The 20303-nt window shown below is 44.7% G+C and carries 15 protein-coding genes and 1 tRNA gene; 6 read left to right on the top strand and 10 right to left on the bottom strand.

Features of this window, described 5'->3' with window-relative positions:
* Window positions 1-59: 59 nt before the first annotated feature.
* The 7 genes from NQ012_RS07825 to wecB form a co-directional block, all read right to left on the bottom strand.
* Window positions 60-1040, bottom strand: coding sequence for a CgeB family protein (locus tag NQ012_RS07825; RefSeq protein ID WP_257067047.1), 981 nt, complete (start codon window positions 1038-1040; stop codon window positions 60-62).
* Window positions 1037-2185, bottom strand: a complete 1149-nt coding sequence (locus NQ012_RS07820; RefSeq protein ID WP_257067046.1) for a DUF6270 domain-containing protein — start codon at window positions 2183-2185, stop codon at window positions 1037-1039. Before NQ012_RS07820 ends, NQ012_RS07825 begins: the two co-directional genes overlap by 4 nt.
* 25 nt (window positions 2186-2210) lie before the next feature.
* Window positions 2211-3401, bottom strand: a complete 1191-nt coding sequence (locus NQ012_RS07815) for a putative rhamnosyl transferase (RefSeq protein ID WP_257067045.1) — start codon at window positions 3399-3401, stop codon at window positions 2211-2213.
* Between the two features lie 23 nt (window positions 3402-3424).
* Window positions 3425-5791, bottom strand: a complete 2367-nt coding sequence (locus tag NQ012_RS07810) for a glycosyltransferase (RefSeq protein WP_257067044.1) — start codon at window positions 5789-5791, stop codon at window positions 3425-3427.
* Window positions 5788-7848 (bottom strand): CgeB family protein, encoded by a 2061-nt coding sequence (locus tag NQ012_RS07805; protein WP_257067043.1) that lies wholly within the window; start codon window positions 7846-7848, stop codon window positions 5788-5790. Before NQ012_RS07805 ends, NQ012_RS07810 begins: the two co-directional genes overlap by 4 nt.
* Window positions 7849-8005: 157 nt before the next feature.
* Window positions 8006-9274 carry a UDP-N-acetyl-D-mannosamine dehydrogenase gene (wecC, locus tag NQ012_RS07800; protein WP_257067042.1) on the bottom strand — a complete coding sequence of 423 codons (1269 nt, stop codon included), beginning with the start codon at window positions 9272-9274 and terminating at the stop codon, window positions 8006-8008.
* 19 nt (window positions 9275-9293) lie between these two features.
* Window positions 9294-10541 carry a non-hydrolyzing UDP-N-acetylglucosamine 2-epimerase gene (gene wecB, locus NQ012_RS07795; RefSeq protein ID WP_373566645.1) on the bottom strand — a complete coding sequence of 416 codons (1248 nt, stop codon included), beginning with the start codon at window positions 10539-10541 and terminating at the stop codon, window positions 9294-9296.
* 241 nt (window positions 10542-10782) lie between these two features.
* On the opposite strand from wecB, the gene NQ012_RS07790 reads away from it, so the two are divergent.
* Genes NQ012_RS07790 through NQ012_RS07775 form a run of 4 tightly spaced genes read left to right on the top strand, consistent with a single transcriptional unit; the run spans window position 10783 to window position 14617 of the window.
* Window positions 10783-11952 carry a polysaccharide biosynthesis/export family protein gene (locus NQ012_RS07790; RefSeq protein ID WP_257067041.1) on the top strand — a complete coding sequence of 390 codons (1170 nt, stop codon included), beginning with the start codon at window positions 10783-10785 and terminating at the stop codon, window positions 11950-11952.
* A 15-nt stretch (window positions 11953-11967) separates the two neighbouring features.
* Window positions 11968-13173, top strand: a complete 1206-nt coding sequence (locus NQ012_RS07785) for a capsule biosynthesis protein (protein WP_257067040.1) — start codon at window positions 11968-11970, stop codon at window positions 13171-13173.
* Window positions 13173-13970, top strand: a complete 798-nt coding sequence (locus NQ012_RS07780) for an ABC transporter permease (RefSeq protein WP_257067039.1) — start codon at window positions 13173-13175, stop codon at window positions 13968-13970. The genes NQ012_RS07785 and NQ012_RS07780 overlap by 1 nt, the downstream gene beginning before the upstream one ends.
* The gene (locus NQ012_RS07775) at window positions 13967-14617 is read left to right on the top strand and encodes an ABC transporter ATP-binding protein (RefSeq protein WP_257067038.1); all 651 of its coding nucleotides are present in this window, start codon (window positions 13967-13969) and stop codon (window positions 14615-14617) included. Before NQ012_RS07780 ends, NQ012_RS07775 begins: the two co-directional genes overlap by 4 nt.
* Before the next feature lie 245 nt (window positions 14618-14862).
* Here NQ012_RS07775 and groL read toward each other — a convergent pair whose 3' ends face one another.
* The 3 genes from groL to NQ012_RS07760 all read right to left on the bottom strand — a co-directional run bounded on the left by groL (window position 14863) and on the right by NQ012_RS07760 (window position 17775).
* Window positions 14863-16503: a chaperonin GroEL gene (gene groL, locus NQ012_RS07770; RefSeq protein ID WP_257067036.1), complete on the bottom strand. Its 1641-nt coding sequence runs from the start codon at window positions 16501-16503 to the stop codon at window positions 14863-14865.
* A gap of 85 nt (window positions 16504-16588) precedes the next feature.
* Entirely contained in the window at window positions 16589-16876 is a 288-nt protein-coding gene (gene groES / locus NQ012_RS07765) for a co-chaperone GroES (protein ID WP_257067034.1), read from the bottom strand.
* 278 nt (window positions 16877-17154) lie between these two features.
* A complete protein-coding gene (locus NQ012_RS07760) occupies window positions 17155-17775 on the bottom strand; it encodes an isochorismatase family protein (protein ID WP_257067033.1) in 621 nt (206 codons plus the stop codon).
* A gap of 352 nt (window positions 17776-18127) precedes the next feature.
* On the opposite strand from NQ012_RS07760, the gene NQ012_RS07755 reads away from it, so the two are divergent.
* Window positions 18128-18203 (top strand) — tRNA-Phe (locus tag NQ012_RS07755).
* A gap of 272 nt (window positions 18204-18475) precedes the next feature.
* Window positions 18476-20155, top strand: coding sequence for a type IV-A pilus assembly ATPase PilB (gene pilB / locus NQ012_RS07750; protein ID WP_257067032.1), 1680 nt, complete (start codon window positions 18476-18478; stop codon window positions 20153-20155).
* Window positions 20156-20303 lie beyond the last annotated feature (148 nt).

The following is a 20303-nucleotide window of genomic DNA, read 5'->3' as shown; positions in this document are numbered from 1 at the left end:
GAAGGAAAACATGCAGGGATTTTTGTTGGCGCCACAGCCCGAAGCTTGAAAAAAACATTTTATTTTGTCGCAGCAATAACAGATTGTATTTTTTCTAAAAATTTCTGCCAGGTGAAGTTGTTCAAAACAAAATCCGCCCCCGCTTTGGCCATTTCCAAATCATTTTCAGACGGCCCGTGCTTCAAACGTTCAAACAAAGCCACAGCTTCATCTTCATTGTTTACGATATGGCAATAATCTTTAAACAACCTATCCATCGCCATGCCGGGAGTGGAAACCAAAATGCCGCCGCAGGCCAAAATTTCCACCACCCGCCGTGAAAACATAGTGGGCGAATCTTCAATCGTGTTTACATTCAGCGACACTGCAAAATGGCGGTAGATATCGGCGGTTTGCGCATAATCTAAAGCCGGCATAATTTTCAGGCCGAATTCCTGCCCTGGATAACGGTAGTTGCTTGATTTTCTGTCTGAATTGCGGTCGAAAACCGTAACCGGCAAACCCACCTTCAAAGCCGCAGAAAACAACATTTCCTGACGTTCGCGGCGTTTGCCGTGGATATGCCTGCTGAAACTGCCGACAAAATTCGCCTCCAATTGCCGGAAGTTAAACCCTTGATAGTTATGAATACGGGGCTGGACGGGAAACATCGCCACATCAACCGTGGTTGAAGCAGGCACAACCGCCCGATACCACTCCACACAATTTTCATCCACAGTAAAAATATGGTCGAAATGTTTGGCAGAATCGATAAAGCGGTCGAAATGAACCGAATCTTCTTTATTCCAAAAAACGGTGGGAATCCCCTTATCTTTTGCGGCCTGAACCAAACGCACCAGTTTTTCGTTGGTACGTTTGGGGTGGTCGGGATAGGAGGCGATTTTGAATTTCCAGCGGTTTTTATAGCCGCTCCAGGCGGACTCGACCAATAAGATTGCATTATGGTTTTTATTGAGAGAAAACCAACTGCTCTTTATTGCCGTATTTTCACCCTGTAGAGATGTTTGGGTTAATGTGTCGCTGATCAGGTAGATCTTCATTTATCAACCTTATTGATCTCTGCTTCCAAGATTACATTTTTTCCTTTTGGATAAAATTCTTGAATGGAAAAAAATGCACGTGTATTGGCCGGTATTCTGAATTTAATCTCGCGGTTATATACAGTATAAGGTTGGGTGCCTATATATTTGAAATGGCCAATTTCTTCAAAATCGGAATAGGCATATTTTTGTTCGGAATACCATTCAGATTGTTCCGGCTCATATCTCAGCGTATGCAGTAAATCTTTTTCACCGGCCATTTTATTTGCAGCAAACGCAATATCAATACTCACTATGCAGTCGTGCTCACCGCCTTGAAAAATTAAAGGTTGATATACCGAATCATTTTTTCTTTTAATCGGCAGCGTGTCGAAACCAAGCGGTAAATAATCAGTATAAACAATATTGTTTTCCAATGCCTTTTGATAGGTTTTCAGACGGCCTATATAGTCTAGAAAATACAGATACAGCGGTTTGGCGTAGTGATAAGGCTGAAGCCCCCATTTGTGGTCGGAATCTGCTTTAAACAGCTCTTGGGGATATTCTAATATCTTGATGCCCCCTGTTTTTTCTATATAGGAGTAAAGTTCTTTTAACCAGCGGTTGTTTTCATCAATCCAAGATTGGTATAAGTCTGAAACAACTTGTCCGCCAGAGCTGGTTTGGTTGGTCCAAAATACCTTGTTTAAAATAATTTTATGCAAAAATTGATGCTTTTTTGCCAAATCGATAAAGTTATCCCATCCCTTTTTCCAACGTTCAAGAAATTCATCGCTGTTAGGAATAAGTACCCTACCGGGTTTATCAAAAATACAGTTATTCGAGAACTCCGGAGAGAGTGTAAATACTTCTTCCTTATCGGAAACAAAAATATTAAAACGCTCATCGATCAAATCGATAATCAGCCAATCAAATTCGCTATGCGTTAAGGCATGAGCCGTTTGTTTTAATAAATCGTTTTCTACCATCCGTTGTTGAAATGATGACGGTATGTTTGATAAGTCTATATCTTTAACGGATTGATTGTGAAAAGTGCTGGCAAAAGAGGTTCGTGCCAAATAAGAGATGATGTTATAGAAATTTCCTTCATCTAATGAGAAAGCGTCTCTGCTAACACAAGAGCCTAAAATAAAAATATTTTTCATCTTTTTAACCAAATACACTAATTATTTAACTAAGCAAATTAATTGATTTTATTTCAGCTTCTTTAATTCTGTTATCCCATATTGTTATTTTTAACTTTTTTATTTTCATAGGTTTATCTAGTGAAAATGAAAACTCTCCTTTAGACAAACCTGCTGATACAGATATATATTTATACCATCCAATCTCAGGGTTATTAGACCGAGTCATTCCTTGTATATTACTTGAGGAGTCCTCAGGGAATATTGATAATACAAATGCTTTAGAGGAAGATATTGATTTTTCTGTGTGCAATTCATATTCACAATCAAACACAATGTCTTCAATATTGTTTTTGATTTCAAAAGTGGAATATTTATTAGACAACATAAGGTTATTTATATTACAAACTAATTTTTGATTAGTTAAGAAATCATTAACATCTTTAAGTAAATAAGGAAAATTTTCACTAATAATGCCAGATGATTTTACTTTTGGATATTTCATTAAATCAGACTCGATAGTATTAGTCTTATTGCTTGAGTCATTTGAAAAGCGATAATTAGTATCTTGCTGAGCATGATGCGTATGAATATACATAAATTCACGAGAATCAACTATTACAGGATAATTTTCATCTAAATTATGGTGGCTATGTATAACAGGTAGTTCAACTTTTCCATCAATGTAAGTTCCAATATAAGCTTGACCAATTGCAATAAATCTCTGTTTACATTCTCTAAAATCTATAAAATGATTTTCTTTGTAATAACCAGTAAATCCTTTGCCAAAAGAAACAGCCATATTTCTGAATGCTAAATTATTATACTTGGATAATGACTTTAAAAAATTTATAGATAATAAATCATCATCATCTAAGCGAAAAAATGCAATACATCCGTTAGGTTTATTTTTTAAAACTGGATAAATGGGATTAACCTTATTTTTATCTGCTTCATGTAAATATATAAATGGATAGTTTTTTTGTAAATCAAACAATATTTTCTTCCATTTTTCAGGCATAATCGAAGAGTATGAGACTATATGATTATAATCAAATTCCCCTTTCATTTTTGCTAGCATTGGAACAGAAATCTCGCTAAAAATTCTAGCTCTAATAGCCATGCGCTCATCTGAAAACAGATGAGCGATGTATTCTTCTTCTGTAAAATTAGACACATTCCAAGCATTACTTCCCGGAATGTATAAGCTAAATCTGGTTTGTCCAATAAAATACATATTAACCTCTATAGTAGTAATAGTTAAAATTTGATTAAATTAACATTTGTTAATTCAATATCAGCATCTTTTTGCCATAAAACAAATCTTAATTGCTCAACCATATTATTTTTAGATAATGTTATTTCTAAAAAATGATTTTGTCCGCCGGCTGTTGTATTCAGATATTTATACAGACCGATTTCTTTGAGATCAGATAGCTTAAATCCTGATACGGGTTCTGTATTGGCCGATTTAAGGGCAACCAAAGCAGCATTAACTTTGGTGTTGGCAGAAAGCTGTAGGCTGTATTCCAAGATTAATTTACAGTTGCTTTGTGCTTCTTTAGGTAGTTTGATAACAATACCTTCGGCAGTGAGCTTGCGATTGCTAATTTCTACAAGGCATTTACGATTTGCTGTATCGTCCTCTCTTGGTGCAGGTGCAGTCGGGAAAAGGGTTGCAGAAATGCGGAACTGTCGCCGAAGCTGCTTGACAAAGGCTTCTACTGAGTAACGCTCTTGAATCATTTCCAAGCCTTGCTGATTATAGCGGTTGAATTTATTTAATGTGTTTTGGGCATGGATATGTTCTGTCATTAGCTCAAGTGAGTCGAATATATATTTTTTGGGATAGATATACTCTACGCCGTTCCAATTCAACAATATGCCTTGGTTCCCCGAAGAAAAGCCATCTGCTGGTGCAATATGGAAGCTTTCCGGGATTTCCTCGTTATCGCTTGTGGATAAGATAAAGCCGATATTTTTTAATTCTGTTTTAACGTTAACCCAACCTTTAACGATAACGTGTTTCTGTAAATTGTGTTGCTTAATAAATTGTTTACATTCGTTGAAATAAGTCATTTCTGTTGGATTGCTTTTTACCCAAGGTAATTCTTCCGGCATTTTCCCGTAAACGTATAAGCGGTATTTTTTGTCTTTGTTAATAAGATTCTTCAATAATTTCAGTGCATTTAGATAGCCTTTTCTTGAAGGTAGGATACCGATGATCCCGAGGTTGAAGAGCTTTTCTTCACTTTCGGAACGATCGTAATCATTACTATCCAAATAATTGGGCAGCAGGCAGGCTTGTGAGCGGGAAATGCGGGTATATTCCACCAATTTTTCAAAGAAATAGAGTGATACGGCAAACACACGGTTGACTTTTGTGAAGTCTATTTGTTTGAACCAAGAAGTTGTCAGTTCAAAACGGTGCATGCGGATAAAGAGCTTTTGGTTCTCTTTAATCCGCTGGCTATACCATACGGCGTTGCCCAGCATCCATTCGCAAAACACGATCTCGGCCCATTGTAAACATTTTTCGCTGTGCTGCTCGTTGTGGGTATTGTGTCCAGACCATTCATCTATCTGAATTTGATAGAATTTTTCCAACTCCGGTAAAACGGGTTTGATAAATTTCAAATCATAGCCGGCTATGACTAACCTGAGTTTAATAGCTTCGAGAAAACCTTGGTAATTGCTATTGTAAATTTCGTTTAATACGCTTTTAATACGCGTATTGTAGTTAAAGCTATTTATTAACCGTTTGTTTTTATTTATAAACTTAGAAAATTCGATGAAGTCGTTTTCGCTAATGTCAAAGCGGTTATAGGTAATCATGGATTGGATTGCTGTTTGCAAGCCAACTTGCAGGCGGGCTGTATAATAATCTACGCCTTGCTTGGCGAGCTTCTCTTGGGCAGTTTGCCAAACAGTTAAATGGTTTTTTAGTTCGCGGGAGCCATAGCTTTGCGTTGAAGAGGCTTCTTCATTGATTTTTTTGTTATAAATAAATGTCGGGTGATCGATATAGACAATACGGTTAGCAACAGATAATACGTCAGCCAAATAAATCGTATCCTCCCCCATTCTGAGATCAGAATGCCATTTGACTTGGTGTTTTTTTAGTAAGCTGCGTTTAATCAGGCTGGGTACGGTTGTGCTTTGCTTTCGAATAATGGTTTCAATTATTTCATTTTTACTTAAGTTATCAATATTTTCTAAAATTCGATTGGCAGGAAAATGTTTGTTGCCATCATTCACAATAAGATAACCGCGCACAATATCTGCATTCTGCTGTTTGGCAGCCTGCATATGTATGTTCAATGTATCACTAAAAATTTCATCATCACAATCAAGGAAAAAAATATATTCACCGACTGCATGCGATATACCGAGATTGCGGGGTTCGGAGGGTGAGCCGCTATTTTGGTTCATTTTCAGCACTTTCCAATTGGGATGTTGTGCTGCCTGCTCGGTTAGATATGCCAATGTGCCGTCTTTGGAGCAATCATCTACAAAAATAACTTCATATTGTGAGTCTGGATAATCAATATTTTTTAGAGATGCGATGCAGGCCTCTACCTTACCAATAGCATTGTAACAGGGAATAATGACACTAATATTCATCATTCACTCTCCTGTTTGTTGATGTAGTAAATGGGATAATCTACTGTTTGGTTAAAGTAAGTTATAGCTTCAGTGAATTTTTGTGCAGATGCAAAAATATGGTTCATTTTCATTTTAGGTTCAAATATATATTTTTGTTTTCTATGAGCGTTAAGTGCGATGTAGTCGTCCGAAACATAACTGCTATGCAATAGGGCTTTTTCAATAGTGGTATGCTCCAAGGCTTTTAAACTGTCGGTTAGAGCAAAATAAGGCGTTTCTAAATATTTAGAACGCTCATTTCCATAACGTTTCACATAAGACTCAGCAAGTATATTGATTTTCTGATAGTTGAGCTCCGAATAAAGCTTGGCAGCATCTAAATCAGAAATTGCATCAGTCAATACGGCAAGCAGGCGATATTTATCATCACGGAACTTTTGTTGAAATATGCGGATTTCTTCTTGCAGTTGTTCTGTATTTGATACTTTTACAGTTAGGGTGATTTTTTCTTGTTCTTTATCATAAATAATTCCTACAGTATTTAAGATACTTTCAAAGCGTTTTTGATAAGTGTGGTTTGCCAAAACATTATTCAGATTCTCCTCTCTAATTTGCTCAATTTCCTGATGGGTTAAAGCTTTCAGGCGGCTCGGCTCCGTATCTAGAAAAAGCACATTATTGCCAAATATTTTTTCCATTCCTTTGGAATAGTTCGACAATACCAAAGTGTTGCTAGACATCAACTCAAATACCCGTCTGGCGAACATTGTTTCGGAATCTACTACAGTATTCAAATTCAGACCGAACAGACTGGATTTATAAATACGGCTGGTTTCCTTATTGGAAACACTTGGTTTTTCATATTTCCGATATTGTTCGGGAATTAAGTGGTTTGGATCATTGTCGTTATAGTATCGATTATAAAATTCCAGCTCATAACCGTTGCCGATTAAGCTATCAAACAATTTGTGCATTGTTTTGGAACGTTCAATATGGTTAGCATACCAACTCCCTGCGAACACTATCTTTTCTGTACGTGGGGTTTCAGGGTTGTCGATAGGGTTGAAAACTGCCGGATTGGTTGCAAACGGCAAAGCATATACATTTTCAAGGCCGTATTCCTGTTTGTATTGTTCTACACACTCTTGGGCGGTTGTAAAGACAAAATCAAACAGGCAGGCTGTTTTTACAAAATCATGGACACGGTCGGGATAATGAGTCGGATCTTCTTTATTCCAAAATATGGTTGGAATACCGTGTGTATTACAGTAATCTAAGATTTCAAGTAATTCATTACGGTTTTCCTTTGGAAAATTTACGCTGGCATAAATTTTCCCTTTCCAAGGTCTGTTAACACTATCTGTACCGCTCCAGGCGGATTCACAAAAAAACAAGTCGGGTTTCTGCTGCGCAAAAACCATTTTCCAATTACTTGGTGTAATAATTAGTGGCGTAAATTCGTCTTTGAATGAATTGAAGCTGAACTCGTCTAAAATGATGGCAACTTTCAGTTCTTTAGCTTTTTTATGGGGGAAGTTGCGTTTCAATGCTTTACGTTTTTTTGTGGGTGCGTTACTTACTGATGTTGCTCTAATATCCTGTTGCTCCACGGGAGAGGAGGGAGCATGCACCAAAGCGTCGAATGTATCATCAATTGGCTTTTTAGCCCCCAGATGCTTAAACCATTCCATACATTTTTTTTCAAAAAATGTATGTGGATTTTTTTTTGCCTTGCGGTTTAAATATTGTATGTAAATTGATAATAGGGCATTTGGGGTAATGAAGTTACGAATGGGGTTTTTAAAAAAATCTAGTATTAGGCGACCAAATTGATAAGCAATCGTTTGGTTATTTTTATCTTGAAAGCGCTGAGTTAATAACAGTTGGTATTTGCTTTTTTCTACACGTAAATGATATAGCTCGTCTTGTAATTGATTGATTTTTTTTTCTTGTTCTTCTTGAATACTGTTTGAGAATTCTGTAAACAATTTAACAGTTTTTTCAAGCTGTGTATCATTGAGTTGTATATTTTCCTGATGGAAACGGCTTTTTAAATTATCTAAATCTATTTTATTCATATGGGTAACTTAACTATATATAGAATAATTTTGTTTTTGCTGCCATAGTTTTATGGATTGGGGAATTCATCAAGGGATAAGATGCTGATACCTGCTCGAAAGCCAATCCATAAAACTTATTTAGAAATCATCTGAACCTAGCATTTAAATCTGATGCTTACAAAATACCTTTTGTATCTACAATAACCGCATCCACAGAGGCCGTCTGAATCGTTTTAAATTCTTTGTGGTCAACCAAAACCACCAAAACATCGGCTTCTTCCAATACTTTGTCCAGTTTGGCGTGGCGGATATTTTTGGCTGCAAGTTTGGCAGGCAAGGTTTCAACGTTCGGCTCAACCGCCAAAATCTGATTGGGATATTTCTCTGCCAGTTGTTCGGTAATCTTTAAGGCAGGGCTTTCGCGCAAGTCGTCGATATCGGGTTTGAATGCTAATCCCAAGCAGGCGATTTTGATGTCGGCTATGGTTTTGCCGGGGTTTTTCTGCAAAGCTTCAATTACTGCGCCGTTGATTTTGCCGATAACCCATTCGGGCTTGCCATCGTTTACCAGGCGTGCGGTGTGGATCAGTTTGGCTAAATCAGGTGTTTTGTTAACGATAAACCACGGATCGACGGCAATGCAGTGGCCTCCTACACCGCAGCCCGGTTGCAGGATGTTGACACGGGGGTGGCGGTTGGCGAGCGAAATCAATTCCCACACGTTGATATCCAGTTTGTCGCAAATAATGGAAAGCTCGTTGGCAAAGGCGATGTTTACGTCGCGGAAAGAGTTTTCGGTTAGTTTGCACATTTCGGCTGTGCGGGCGTTGGTAATAATGCAGTCGCCTTTTACAAAAGTTTTATATAAGGCCACGGCTTGTTCCGAACATTTCGAGGTCATGCCACCGATAATGCGGTCGTTTTCAATCAATTCGCGCATTACTTGGCCGGGGAGAACGCGCTCGGGGCAGTGGGCGATCCGGATATCGGAATCTTCACCTTTTTGTTGGGGAAAGCTTAAGTCGGGACGTTCTGCGGCCAGCCAGGCAGACATTTGTTCGGTGGCGCAAACGGGTGAAGTGGATTCTAAAATCACTAAGTCGCCTTTTTTCAAAACCGGAGCAATGGCTTTGCTGGCTGCTTCGATGTAACTTAAATCGGGTTCGTAATCGTTGCCTTTAAACGGGGTGGGAACGGCGATTAAAAATGCTTCGGCAGGTTCAGGGGTTAAAGTGGCTTTGAGTGTACCGTTGGTAACACACTGGTGTACGGCGGTATCCAAGTCGGGTTCGACAATGTGGATTTTGCCTTGGTTGATGGTATCTACGGCGTGTTGGTTGACATCTACACCGATGACTTTCACGCCGTGACCGGCAAAAGCAGCGGCGGTGGGCAGGCCGATATAGCCTAAGCCGATAACGGAAATGGTTTGAAAAGTTTGCATTGCGCTTTCCTTATTAAAATTAAATTGCGAGTTGTTGTTCGGTTGCCGGTTGTTCGGTAAATACCGATAAAATTTGGTCTACGGCCGTTCCGTTTCCATAGGGGTTGTGTGCTCCGGCCATCTTTTCGTATTCGGTGGCATCGGTTAACAGCAGGCCCACTTGTTCGATAATGGTTTCTTGGGAGGTGCCGACCAGTTTGACGGTGCCTGCCGCCACGGCTTCGGGTCGCTCTGTTGTGTCACGCATCACCAGCACGGGTTTGCCTAAAGAAGGGGCTTCTTCTTGAATGCCGCCGGAGTCGGTAAGAATCAGGTGAGACATTCTCATCAGATAAACAAAAGCTAAATAATCTAAAGGCTCTATCAGATGAACATTGTGTTTGCCTGTAAGCAGGCGGTTAACGGGTTCGCGCACGTTCGGATTCAGATGGACGGGATAAACAAACTGCACGTCGGCGTGTTGGTCTGCCAACTTTGAAATGGCTTGGCAGATGTTTTCAAAGCCTTCTCCGAAGTTTTCTCTGCGGTGCCCGGTAATCAGCACGATTTTGCCGCTGCCTAAAAAAGCGAATTGCCCGGCATATTGCTGCATCAATTCTTTTTTGCTGTCGATTTTGTGGCAGGCTAGAAACAGGGCGTCGATAACGGTGTTGCCGGTTACATATATTCCTGTGGACGCAACACCTTCGCGAAGCAGGTTGCTTTTGGTGCTTTCGGTAGGCGCAAAATGATATTTGGCGATAGCACCGGTAAGTTTGCGGTTGCCTTCTTCAGGCCAGGGGGAATAGATATCGTTGGTGCGCAACCCCGCTTCAACATGGGCGATATCGATTTGGTTGTAATAAGCAGCTAAAGCAGTTGCCAGGGTGGTGGCAGTATCGCCGTGCACAAAAACAACATCGGGTTTGTAGTCGTCTAAAACGGGTTGGATTTTTTCTAAAATGGCGGAGTTTACGGTAGACAGCGTTTGTTTGCTGCTCATGATGTCCAAATCATAGTCGGGCACAATGTCGAACAATTCCAACACTTGGTCGAGCATTTGGCGGTGTTGGGCGGTTACGCAGACGCGGAAGTCTGCGTTTCTTTTTTTCAAACCCTCAACCAAAGGAGCCATTTTGATGGCTTCGGGGCGGGTGCCGAATACGATCAGCAGTTTTTTGACAGGTGCGCCTGAATGGAAGATTCCGTGGTGGGCGTTAAGGGGAAAGGGGTCGTTGAATGATGCAAATGTTAGAGTACTATCGGTGGTGTTATTGGTTTTTTCCACGGTTTAACCTTTCTTGTCGGGCAAGTAAAACGTTGGCATATGTTTTTGAATTGACTGCATTATAGTGCAATTTGTTATAGTTTTGAAAAATTTTGTTATCTTGTTTTTTATTTTTTTAGCAAATGATTGGTATTTTGTTAAAATATTTTCAGTTACTGTGCCGACAATGGTTGTAAAGTGATAAAATGCGGCGCTTGATTTTCAAGCGCATTTTGTTTTCTTTTGTAAAGAAAGTTTGTTGATGACTCGTTTTAAGCTGCTGAAAAGCTGTATTGTTTTATTGGTGTTGTCCGGATGTGGTAATTTGCCAACATCGGGGCCGAGCCGGACTAAGGTGATGGGTTTGCAACACCAGCAGGCGCAGGTGTCTGTGCCTGATGTTGCCGTGGTCGATATCGACGAGCGGGTGATTTCCGCGCTGTATTCTGCCGGAAAAGGGCAGTCGTTAGCCGATCTGGCAACGCGCCATTCGGGCTTTGCCGATGCGGTAGGCGCCGGCGATGTGTTGGAAATTACGCTGTGGGAAGCGGCACCGGCGGTGCTGTTCGGCGGGGCGCTGAATTCGGTTGGCTCGGGTTCTGCACAAATGGTAAGCCTGCCGCCGCAGGTGGTGGATACGAAGGGAATGGTTTCGGTGCCGTTTTTGGGCAATGTGGCGGTAAGCGGTAAAACGCCGGTCAGAATCCAGCAGGAAATCGTAGGCCGTCTGAAAAAAATGGCGAACCAGCCTCAGGCGATGGTGCGCGTGGCGCAGAATAATTCAAGCAATGTAACGGTAATCCGTGCGGGGCGCAGTATCCGTATGCCGCTTACCGGACACCATGAGCGCGTGTTGGATGCGGTGGCGGCTGTGGGCGGCACCGACAGCGGTGTGCAGGATATTTCCGTTCAGCTCACGCGCGGTAATACGGTGCGCACGGTTGCTTTGGAAACGGTAACGGCGGATGAGGCGCAAAATGTGGTGCTGCGTCCGGGCGATGTGCTGACTTTGTTGTCCAAGCCTTTGAGTTTCACGGCTTTGGGTGCGTTGGGGCGCAATCAGCAGGTGCCGTTTTCGGCCAAGGGTATGAATTTGGGTGAGGCCATCGGTGCGGTAGGCGGTTTGCAAGACCGGCGTTCTAATGCCGAGGGCGTGTTTGTGTTCCGCTACCAGCCTGTTTCTGCGCTGCCGCAGGGAGAGCAGGATAAGTGGCTGGGCAAGGGTTACGATTTGGCGATGGACGTGCCTACGGTTTACCGCATGGATCTGCTGGATCCGAATTCTTTGTTTTGGTTGCAGCGCTTTCCTGTGAAAGACAAGGATATTGTTTATGTGTCGAATGCGCCTGTGGCTGAAATTCAGAAATTCCTGCAATTTGTGTTCTCGCCGATTATTAGCGGTGTGAACAGTATTAATGATTTAGGTAATTAACCGGAAAGCGTGAAAATGTCTGAGCAAAAAGTGGATACGGAAAACACTCAAGTATCAGAAGAAGTGAAAAAAGCGGCCGCCGCTAAGGCGGCCTACTCGGCGGATGCGCCGCAAAAGGGCAAGAAATTTCGAGTGAAAAAATTCGGCAAACTGTTTTGGGTCACGGTGATTATTCCGACGGCTTGTTCGCTGGCTTATTTTTCGGCTTGGGCTTCAGACCGCTATGTGTCTGAATCGAGCTTCGTGGTGCGTTCGCCCAGTAACCAGACTTCGGTGAGCGGTTTGGGTGCGTTGCTGCAAAACGCGGGTTTTTCACGCGCGCAGGACGATACTTATACCGTGCGCGAATATATGGGTTCCCGTTCGGCGTTAACGGCTTTGGAAAAAGCGTTGCCGGTGCGTTCGTTTTATGAAAACAAGGGCGATATTTTCAGCCGCTTCAACGGTTTCGGTTTGTGGAATGCCAACGAGGCTTTTTATCAATACTACAAAGGCAAGGTCAATATTGCGTTTGACCCGGTTTCGGGTATTTCCACGCTGAGTGTGGAGTCGTTCGATGCGGCGGAATCACAGCAAATCAATGCGGCTTTATTGAGCCGGGGCGAAGAGTTGATTAACAAGCTGAATGCCCGTGCGCGCAAAGACACCATTGCACAGGCCGAGCAGAACGTTACAGTGGCAGAAGAGCGCGTTAAGACCGCTGCGGAAGATATGGCGGTTTACCGCACCAAAAACGGCATTTTCGATTTGAAAACCCAGTCGGAAGCGCAAATGGGCTTGGTGTCGAAGCTGCAAGACGAATTAATCGTGATTCAAACCCAGCTCGACCAGGTGCGTGCGGTAACACCTGAAAACCCGCAGATTTCAGGTTTGCAGGCGCGTGAAAAAAGCCTGAAACGCGAAATCAAACAACAGATGCAGATGATTTCGGGCGGGGGCGATAACTCGATTACTGCACAGGCGGCCGCTTACCAGCGCTTGTTTTTAGAAAACGAATTGGCAGAAAAACAATTGGCCGCAGCCATCGCCTCGTTGGAAAGTGCCAAGGCGGAAGCCGACCGCAAACAGCTTTATCTCGAAGTGGTGTCGCAGCCGAGCCGCCCCGATATGGCGTTGAAACCGCACCGGCTTTATAACATCATCGCCACTTTCTTTATCGGCCTGATGGTTTACGGCATCATCAGCCTGCTTGCGGCCAGCGTGAGAGAGCATAAAAATTGATGAAAGCCTTGCACGAAACTTCATTTAAAGAATCGCTGGCCATACAGGGGCGGGTAATTGGCGCGTTGCTGATGCGCGAAATCATCACCCGCTACGGGCGCAACAATATCGGTTTTCTGTGGCTGTTTGTTGAACCGCTGCTGATGACGGCGTTTATTGTGGGTATGTGGAAGTTTTTGCGAGCCGACCAGATTTCATCGCTGAATATCGTGGCGTTTGCGTTGACCGGCTATCCGATGGCAATGATGTGGCGCAATGCTTCTAACCGCGCCATCGGTGCGATTTCCGCCAATATGAGCCTGCTTTACCACCGCAACGTGCGGGTGTTGGACACGATTTTTTCGCGCGTTCTGCTCGAAGTGGCGGGTGCAACGGTGGCGCAAATCGTTATTGTTGCCATATTGGTTGCTGTGCGCTGGGTTGAAATGCCTGCCGATATTTTCTATATGTTGCTGGCCTGGGTGTTGATGGCTTTGTTTGCACTGGGCTTGGGGCTGGTGGTGTGTTCGGTTGCGTTTAAATTTGACGCTTTCGGCAAACTTTGGAACACGGCGAGCTTTGTGATGCTGCCGCTTTCGGGGGCGTTTTTCTTCGTATCGTCGCTGCCGCAGCAGGCGCAGGAATATGTGTTGTGGATTCCGATGGTGCACGGCACGGAAATGTTCCGCCACGGCTATTTCGGCAGCTCTGCGATAACGATGGGAAACCCGTGGTATCTGCTGCTGTGTGATTTGGTGTTGCTGTTTATCGGCTTGGCAATGGTGGCCAAATTCAGCAAAGGGGTGGAGCCACAATGATTTCCGTTGAACACGTTTATAAACAATACCAAACCCGCAACGGAATGCGGACGGTGTTGAACGATATCAATTTTTCATTGGCCAAAGGTGAAAAAATCGGCATTCTCGGCCGCAACGGCGCGGGCAAGTCCACTTTAATCCGCTTGATGAGCGGAGTAGAGCCGCCGACCAAGGGCGAAATCAAACGCACTATGAGCATTTCGTGGCCGCTGGCATTTTCCGGCGCATTTCAGGGCAGCCTCACGGGCATGGACAATCTGCGCTTTATCTGCCGTATTTATAATGTCGATATGGATTATGTGAAAGCGTTTACCGAAGAATTTTCAGAGCTGGGACAATATCTTTATGAGCCGGTGAAACGTTATTCTTCGGGTATGAAGGCGCGGCTGGCTTTTGCGCTGTCGCTGGCGGTGGAGTTTGATTGTTATCTGATTGACGAAGTGATTGCCGTGGGCGACTCGCGCTTTTCAGAGAAATGCCGTTACGAATTGTTTGAAAAGCGCCGCGACCGTTCGATTATTCTGGTGTCGCACAGCCCCAGCGCAATGAAACAGTATTGCGATAATGCGATGGTGTTGGAAGCAGGGCATTTGCACCGGTTTGATAATATGGATGAAGCGTATCAATATTACAACGCTCAAATGTAGGCTAAAGGCCGTCTGAAAATGTTTTCAGACGGCCTTTAGGTATTTCGAGCTGTATGGTTAAACCACTTACTTAGCATTAGTAATAGTGCCGTTATATTCGGTTTAAGCCCGAGTATGACGCTCGTAGTTTGTGATCTTTGACTTGTTGCCTTGTGCCGAAAATTAAGTGGACTCACTATATAAAATACCCGCACGATTTGCATCGTACGGGTATTTGAATAGTACAACTATGTTTTCAGACGGCCTTACATCATGCCCATGCCGCCCATACCACCCATGCCGCCCATATCGGGAACCGCGGACTTGTCTTCGGGGATTTCGGCAATCATGCAGTCGGTGGTCAGCATCAGGCCGGCAATAGAGGCGGCGTGTTGCAGCGCCGAGCGGGTTACTTTGGCGGGATCGAGTACGCCCATTTCCAGCATATCGCCGTAGGTGTCGTTGCCGGCGTTATAGCCGTAGTTGCCTTTGCCTTCCAGCACTTTATTCACCACCACGCTCGGCTCGCCGCCGGCGTTTTTCACGATTTGGCGCAGCGGAGATTCTACTGCGCGCAAAACGATTTGCACGCCTGCGTCTTGGTCGGCGTTGGAAGTTTCCACTTTAGACAAGGCCGCACGGGCACGCAGCAGGGCTACGCCGCCGCCGGCCACGATGCCTTCTTCCACTGCGGCGCGGGTTGCGTGCAGGGCGTCGTCAACTCGGTCTTTTTTCTCTTTCATTTCCACTTCAGTGGCCGCGCCGACTTTAATCACGGCCACGCCGCCGGCCAGTTTGGCTACGCGCTCTTGCAGTTTTTCTTTGTCGTAATCGCTGGTGGCGGTTTCGATTTGCTGGCGGATTTCGGCTACGCGGGCGTCAATCAGGGCAGCATCGCCGAAGCCGTCGATAATGGTGGTGTTTTCTTTGCCGATTTCGATGCGTTTGGCTTGGCCCAAATCTTCAAGCGTGGCTTTTTCCAAAGACAGGCCCACTTCTTCGGCAATTACGGTGCCGCCGGTGAGAATGGCGATGTCTTGCAGCATGGCTTTGCGGCGGTCGCCGAAGCCGGGCGCTTTAACGGCAACGGTTTTCAGAATGCCGCGCAGGTTGTTCACCACTAAGGTTGCCAGTGCTTCGCCTTCCACGTCTTCGGCGATAATCAAGAGCGGGCGGCTGGTTTTGGCGATTTGCTCCAATACCGGCAGCAAGTCACGGATGTTGCTGATTTTTTTGTCAAACAGCAGCACGAAGGGATTGTCGAGGGCAGCGATTTGTTTTTCCGGCTCGTTGATGAAATAGGGCGACAGGTAGCCGCGGTCGAACTGCATGCCTTCCACCACATCCAGCTCGTTTTCCAGCGATTTGCCGTCTTCAACGGTGATCACGCCTTCTTTGCCCACTTTTTCCATTGCTTCGGCGATGATGGCGCCGACTTGTTCGTCGGAGTTGGCGGAAATGGCGCCCACTTGGGCGATTTCTTTAGAAGTGTCGCAGGGTTTGGCAATGTTTTTCAGCTCTTCCACCAAAGCGGCCACGGCTTTGTCGATGCCGCGCTTCAGGTCGGTGGGGTTCATGCCTGCGGTAACGTATTTCATGCCTTCGGCCACGATGGCTTGCGCCAGAACGGTGGCGGTGGTGGTGCCGTCGCCGGCTACGTCGTTGGTTTTGGACGCCACTTCTTTCACCATTTGCGCGCCCATGTTTTCGAATTTGTCTTTCAATTCGATTTCTTTGGCCACGGTTACGCCGTCTTTAGTGATGTGCGGGCCGCCGAAAGCGCGGTCGAGCACAACGTTGCGGCCTTTTGGGCCTAAGGTTACTTTTACTGCATCGGCCAATACGTTTACGCCTTTAACCATTTTCTGGCGGACTTCATTGCCGAACTGTACGTCTTTTGCTGCCATAATCTATATGCTCCAGTTAATTGAATTAAAATAGGTTTTTCTTTGTTTGGCCGTCTGAAAACATTTTCAGACGGCCTTTGGCCTTTTATTCTACGATGCCGAAAATATCTTCTTCGCGCATTACCAACAGCTCTTCGCCGTCGGCTTTCACGGTTTGGCCGCTGTATTTGCCGAAGATGATTTTGTCGCCGACTTTCACGTCAAGCGGGCGGCGGTTGCCGTCGCGGTCGATTTTACCCGCGCCGACGGCGATTACTTCGCCCATATCGGGTTTTTCGGCGGCGGCACCCGGCAATACGATGCCTGATGCGGTTTTTTCTTCAGCTTCCAAGCGTTTAACGACTACACGGTCGTGCAGGGGGCGGATAGTCATGCGTATGCTCCAAAATAGATAATAAAAACAAATGCCTGAATATAAGGCTGTTAAGAAAAGAAATACTGCACGGCAAACGTGTGCGCAGTATTTTGTTTTGAACGAAAGGCAAAATAGGGCTGGGTGCGGTAAATTCAAGCCCTCGAGTACCATTTTTGCTAAAAATATTGTTTCAGACGGCCGTCTGAAAACAATGGTAAAGGTTTGTTCCTTATTAAAAGGGAAAGCAGCTTGTTATCGAAACGAAGCTGCTTTAACGGCCGGATACAGGCAAAGGTTTAAGCCAGCAGGGCGGGAATATCGTCGGTGTGGTGCACAATCAGGGCGCCGGCCTTTTCCATATTGCGGATGGCTTGATGTTCTTCTTTAGCATTCAGGCTGCGACAGGCATCTAAATTAACAATCACGCGCCATTTTCCATACCAGCAAAGCTGCAACACGGTTGCCTGTACACAATATTCGGTTGCCAGCCCGCCGACAATCAAGGTTTTTGCATTACGGCTGGCCAGCCATTCTATCAGGCCGGTGCTGATGTTTTCAGACATATCGTGAAAACAGGCGCCGAAAGTGTGGGTGTGGCTTTCCAGCCCGATATGCACCAGAAAATGATAGTTGTCGGGCAAAGGCAGGCCGGGAAGGTTTTCATAACCTTCGGTGCCCAAAACCGCATGGCTGACCCAATCGTCGGCGTTTTCCAGCGGCAGATAGTGTTCTTGGTTGTCGATCTGCCACGGCTCGTGCGGGCTGTGGGCATCTTTGGTTAATACCCGGTAATGCGCCCAAGCCGCTTGGCGGTTGAGGTGGGGAACAATAGAAAGCGCACCCGGTACGGGAAGCTCGTTCGGGCAGAGTTCTGAAAACGTTTTCTGCGGATGTATATCGATGGCGACAATGCTCATAAAAATCCCTATTTGGCGAAAAGAGAATCACACACGGCGTGGTGTTTGTCATTATTTGGATGTCGTGGCAGTTTAACTTTCAAGAAATTGATTATTTTAGATAAATAAGAAAATTCGTGATAATCAAACTTTATCCACATAGGATATTCGGTTTATATTACAGATAATCGGTGTTTTGAGCAAAAATATTTGCAATAAATAAACAGCCTCGGCATATTTGTGCATGCTGTAAACAACAATGCCGGTTTTATTTTTAGGAAAAATAGCCGCTTAGCTTGAAACGGCGCACTTTTTTAACAAAATGCTTGCGCCGTATGGCGGATTCTGTTTTAATACGCATCTCTTCAGGCACGGCCAGATAGCTCAGTTGGTAGAGCAACGGATTGAAAATCCGTGTGTCGGCGGTTCGATCCCGCCTCTGGCCACCATTTACCGCAATGATGCGGTTATTTTTTTATCTGTTGTTTTTACGCCGAATAAATATTAAATAGAATATATTTCAACGCAGGCCGGGTAGGTTTACCCGGCCTGTTCGCTTATAATGGCACTGTTTTTACCGGGATAGTTTTATCGGGTATGAAACAGCATTGCGGGTTTTATGTCGGGCGGCAAATCACCATATGATGCCGTATAATGGCATATTTAATAATAATGGCAATTGTCTGTGTATCATGCAGGCAGTCAAGCAGGAATAAAAAAAATGAGCGTCGGTATATTAAGAGTATTGGTGCAAAGTCAAATTGTCGATGCCGCACAAGTCGAGCGGTATCAAAGCGTATTAAAAAGCAATAAGTCCATTCTTCCCATGTTGTTTGAAGAGGGCGTGATTACACCTAAAGCGCTGGGGGAGTTATTGGCGCGGGTGTTCAGCTATCCGCTGCTGGATTTGCGTCACTATCCGCGCAGCAATATCCTTTCTGATGTGCTTTCAGAAGAGCAGATGCTGCAAAACCGCTGTATTCCGATTTTTCAGCGGGGTAGGAAAGTTTATTTTGCGGTGTCTGACCCTACCCAGATTCAAAATTTCCAAAAAATCGCTTTTGCTTCAGGTATATCGGTTGATTTAGTGGTGGTGTGCGACGACCAGTTGAGCACTTTGCTCGAGTGGTTGGGGCAGCGGTCTACTTCTATTTTGAACGAAATGAGCAAGGAGCATGATGCGTCCGCTTCTGCGCAAGCGCTATACATCGATAATGAAGAGGCGGAAGACGGGCCGATTCCGCGCTTTATCCACAAAACGCTTTCCGATGCATTGAATGCCGGTGCATCCGATATCCATTTCGAATTTTATGAACAGATGGCACGGGTGCGCTTCCGTGTGGACGGTCAGCTTCGGGAAGTGGTGCAGCCGCCGGTGGCGGTGCGCGGCCAGCTGGCCTCGCGCATCAAAGTGATGGCGCGTTTGGACATTTCGGAAAAGCGTGTGCCGCAGGACGGCCGCATTCAAATTGCTTTCCACAAGCATGGCCGTCCGATTGACTTCCGCGTCAGCACGCTGCCCACTTTGTTCGGTGAAAAAGTGGTGATGCGTATTTTGAATTCGGATGCCGGTTCGCTCAATATCGACCAACTCGGTTTCGAACCTTTCCAAAAAGAAATGCTGCTCGAGGCTATTCACCGCCCTTACGGCATGGTATTGGTAACCGGCCCCACCGGCTCGGGTAAAACCGTGTCGCTTTATACCTGCTTGAACATTCTGAATACCGAAAGTGTAAATATCGCCACGGCAGAAGACCCCGCGGAAATCAATCTGCCCGGTATCAACCAGGTTAATGTGAATGACAAGCAGGGGCTAACCTTTGCGGCCGCACTGAAGTCGTTTCTGCGCCAAGACCCGGATATCATCATGGTGGGTGAGATTCGTGATTTGGAAACCGCGGATATTGCCATTAAGGCTGCGCAAACGGGCCACATGGTATTTTCCACCCTGCACACCAATAACGCTCCGGCCACTTTGTCGCGTATGCTGAATATGGGGGTGGCACCTTTCAATATCGCCAGTTCGGTCAGCCTGATTATGGCGCAACGTCTGCTGCGCCGTTTATGCCCGGCATGTAAAACACCGATGGAGCGCCCGCCGGTGCCTGCCTTGAAAAAAGCCGGTTTTACAGATGAAGATCTGGCTAAAGATTGGACGATGTATCGTGCGGTCGGATGCGATAGCTGTCGTGGAAAAGGCTACAAAGGCCGTGCCGGCGTGTATGAGGTGATGCCGATTACCGAAGAAATGCAACGGGTGATTATGAATAACGGCACCGAAGTAGATATTATGAGTATGGCCTATAAAGAAGGTATGGTGGATTTGCGCCGTGCCGGTTTGTTGAAAGTGATGCAGGGGATTACTTCTTTAGAAGAAGTTTTGGCTCACACTAACGATTGATTATATTGATTATTAAGAAACTGTTGGCAATCAATTTTGCGTTAACTTTGCAAGTTTGTTGTTCTATCTTGTTTTGTGCCCACCGTTTGTATCGAAACAAGGAGAACAAGCCGCTTGCCAACAGTTTCTAAAAAACAGTTTGATTATT

Source organism: Neisseria dentiae, from assembly GCF_024580525.1.
In the GTDB taxonomy this organism is placed as follows: Bacteria; Pseudomonadota; Gammaproteobacteria; order Burkholderiales; family Neisseriaceae; genus Neisseria; species Neisseria dentiae_A.
Note: the sequence above shows the minus strand (reverse complement) of the source record. Positions and strands in the feature narration are given on the sequence as shown.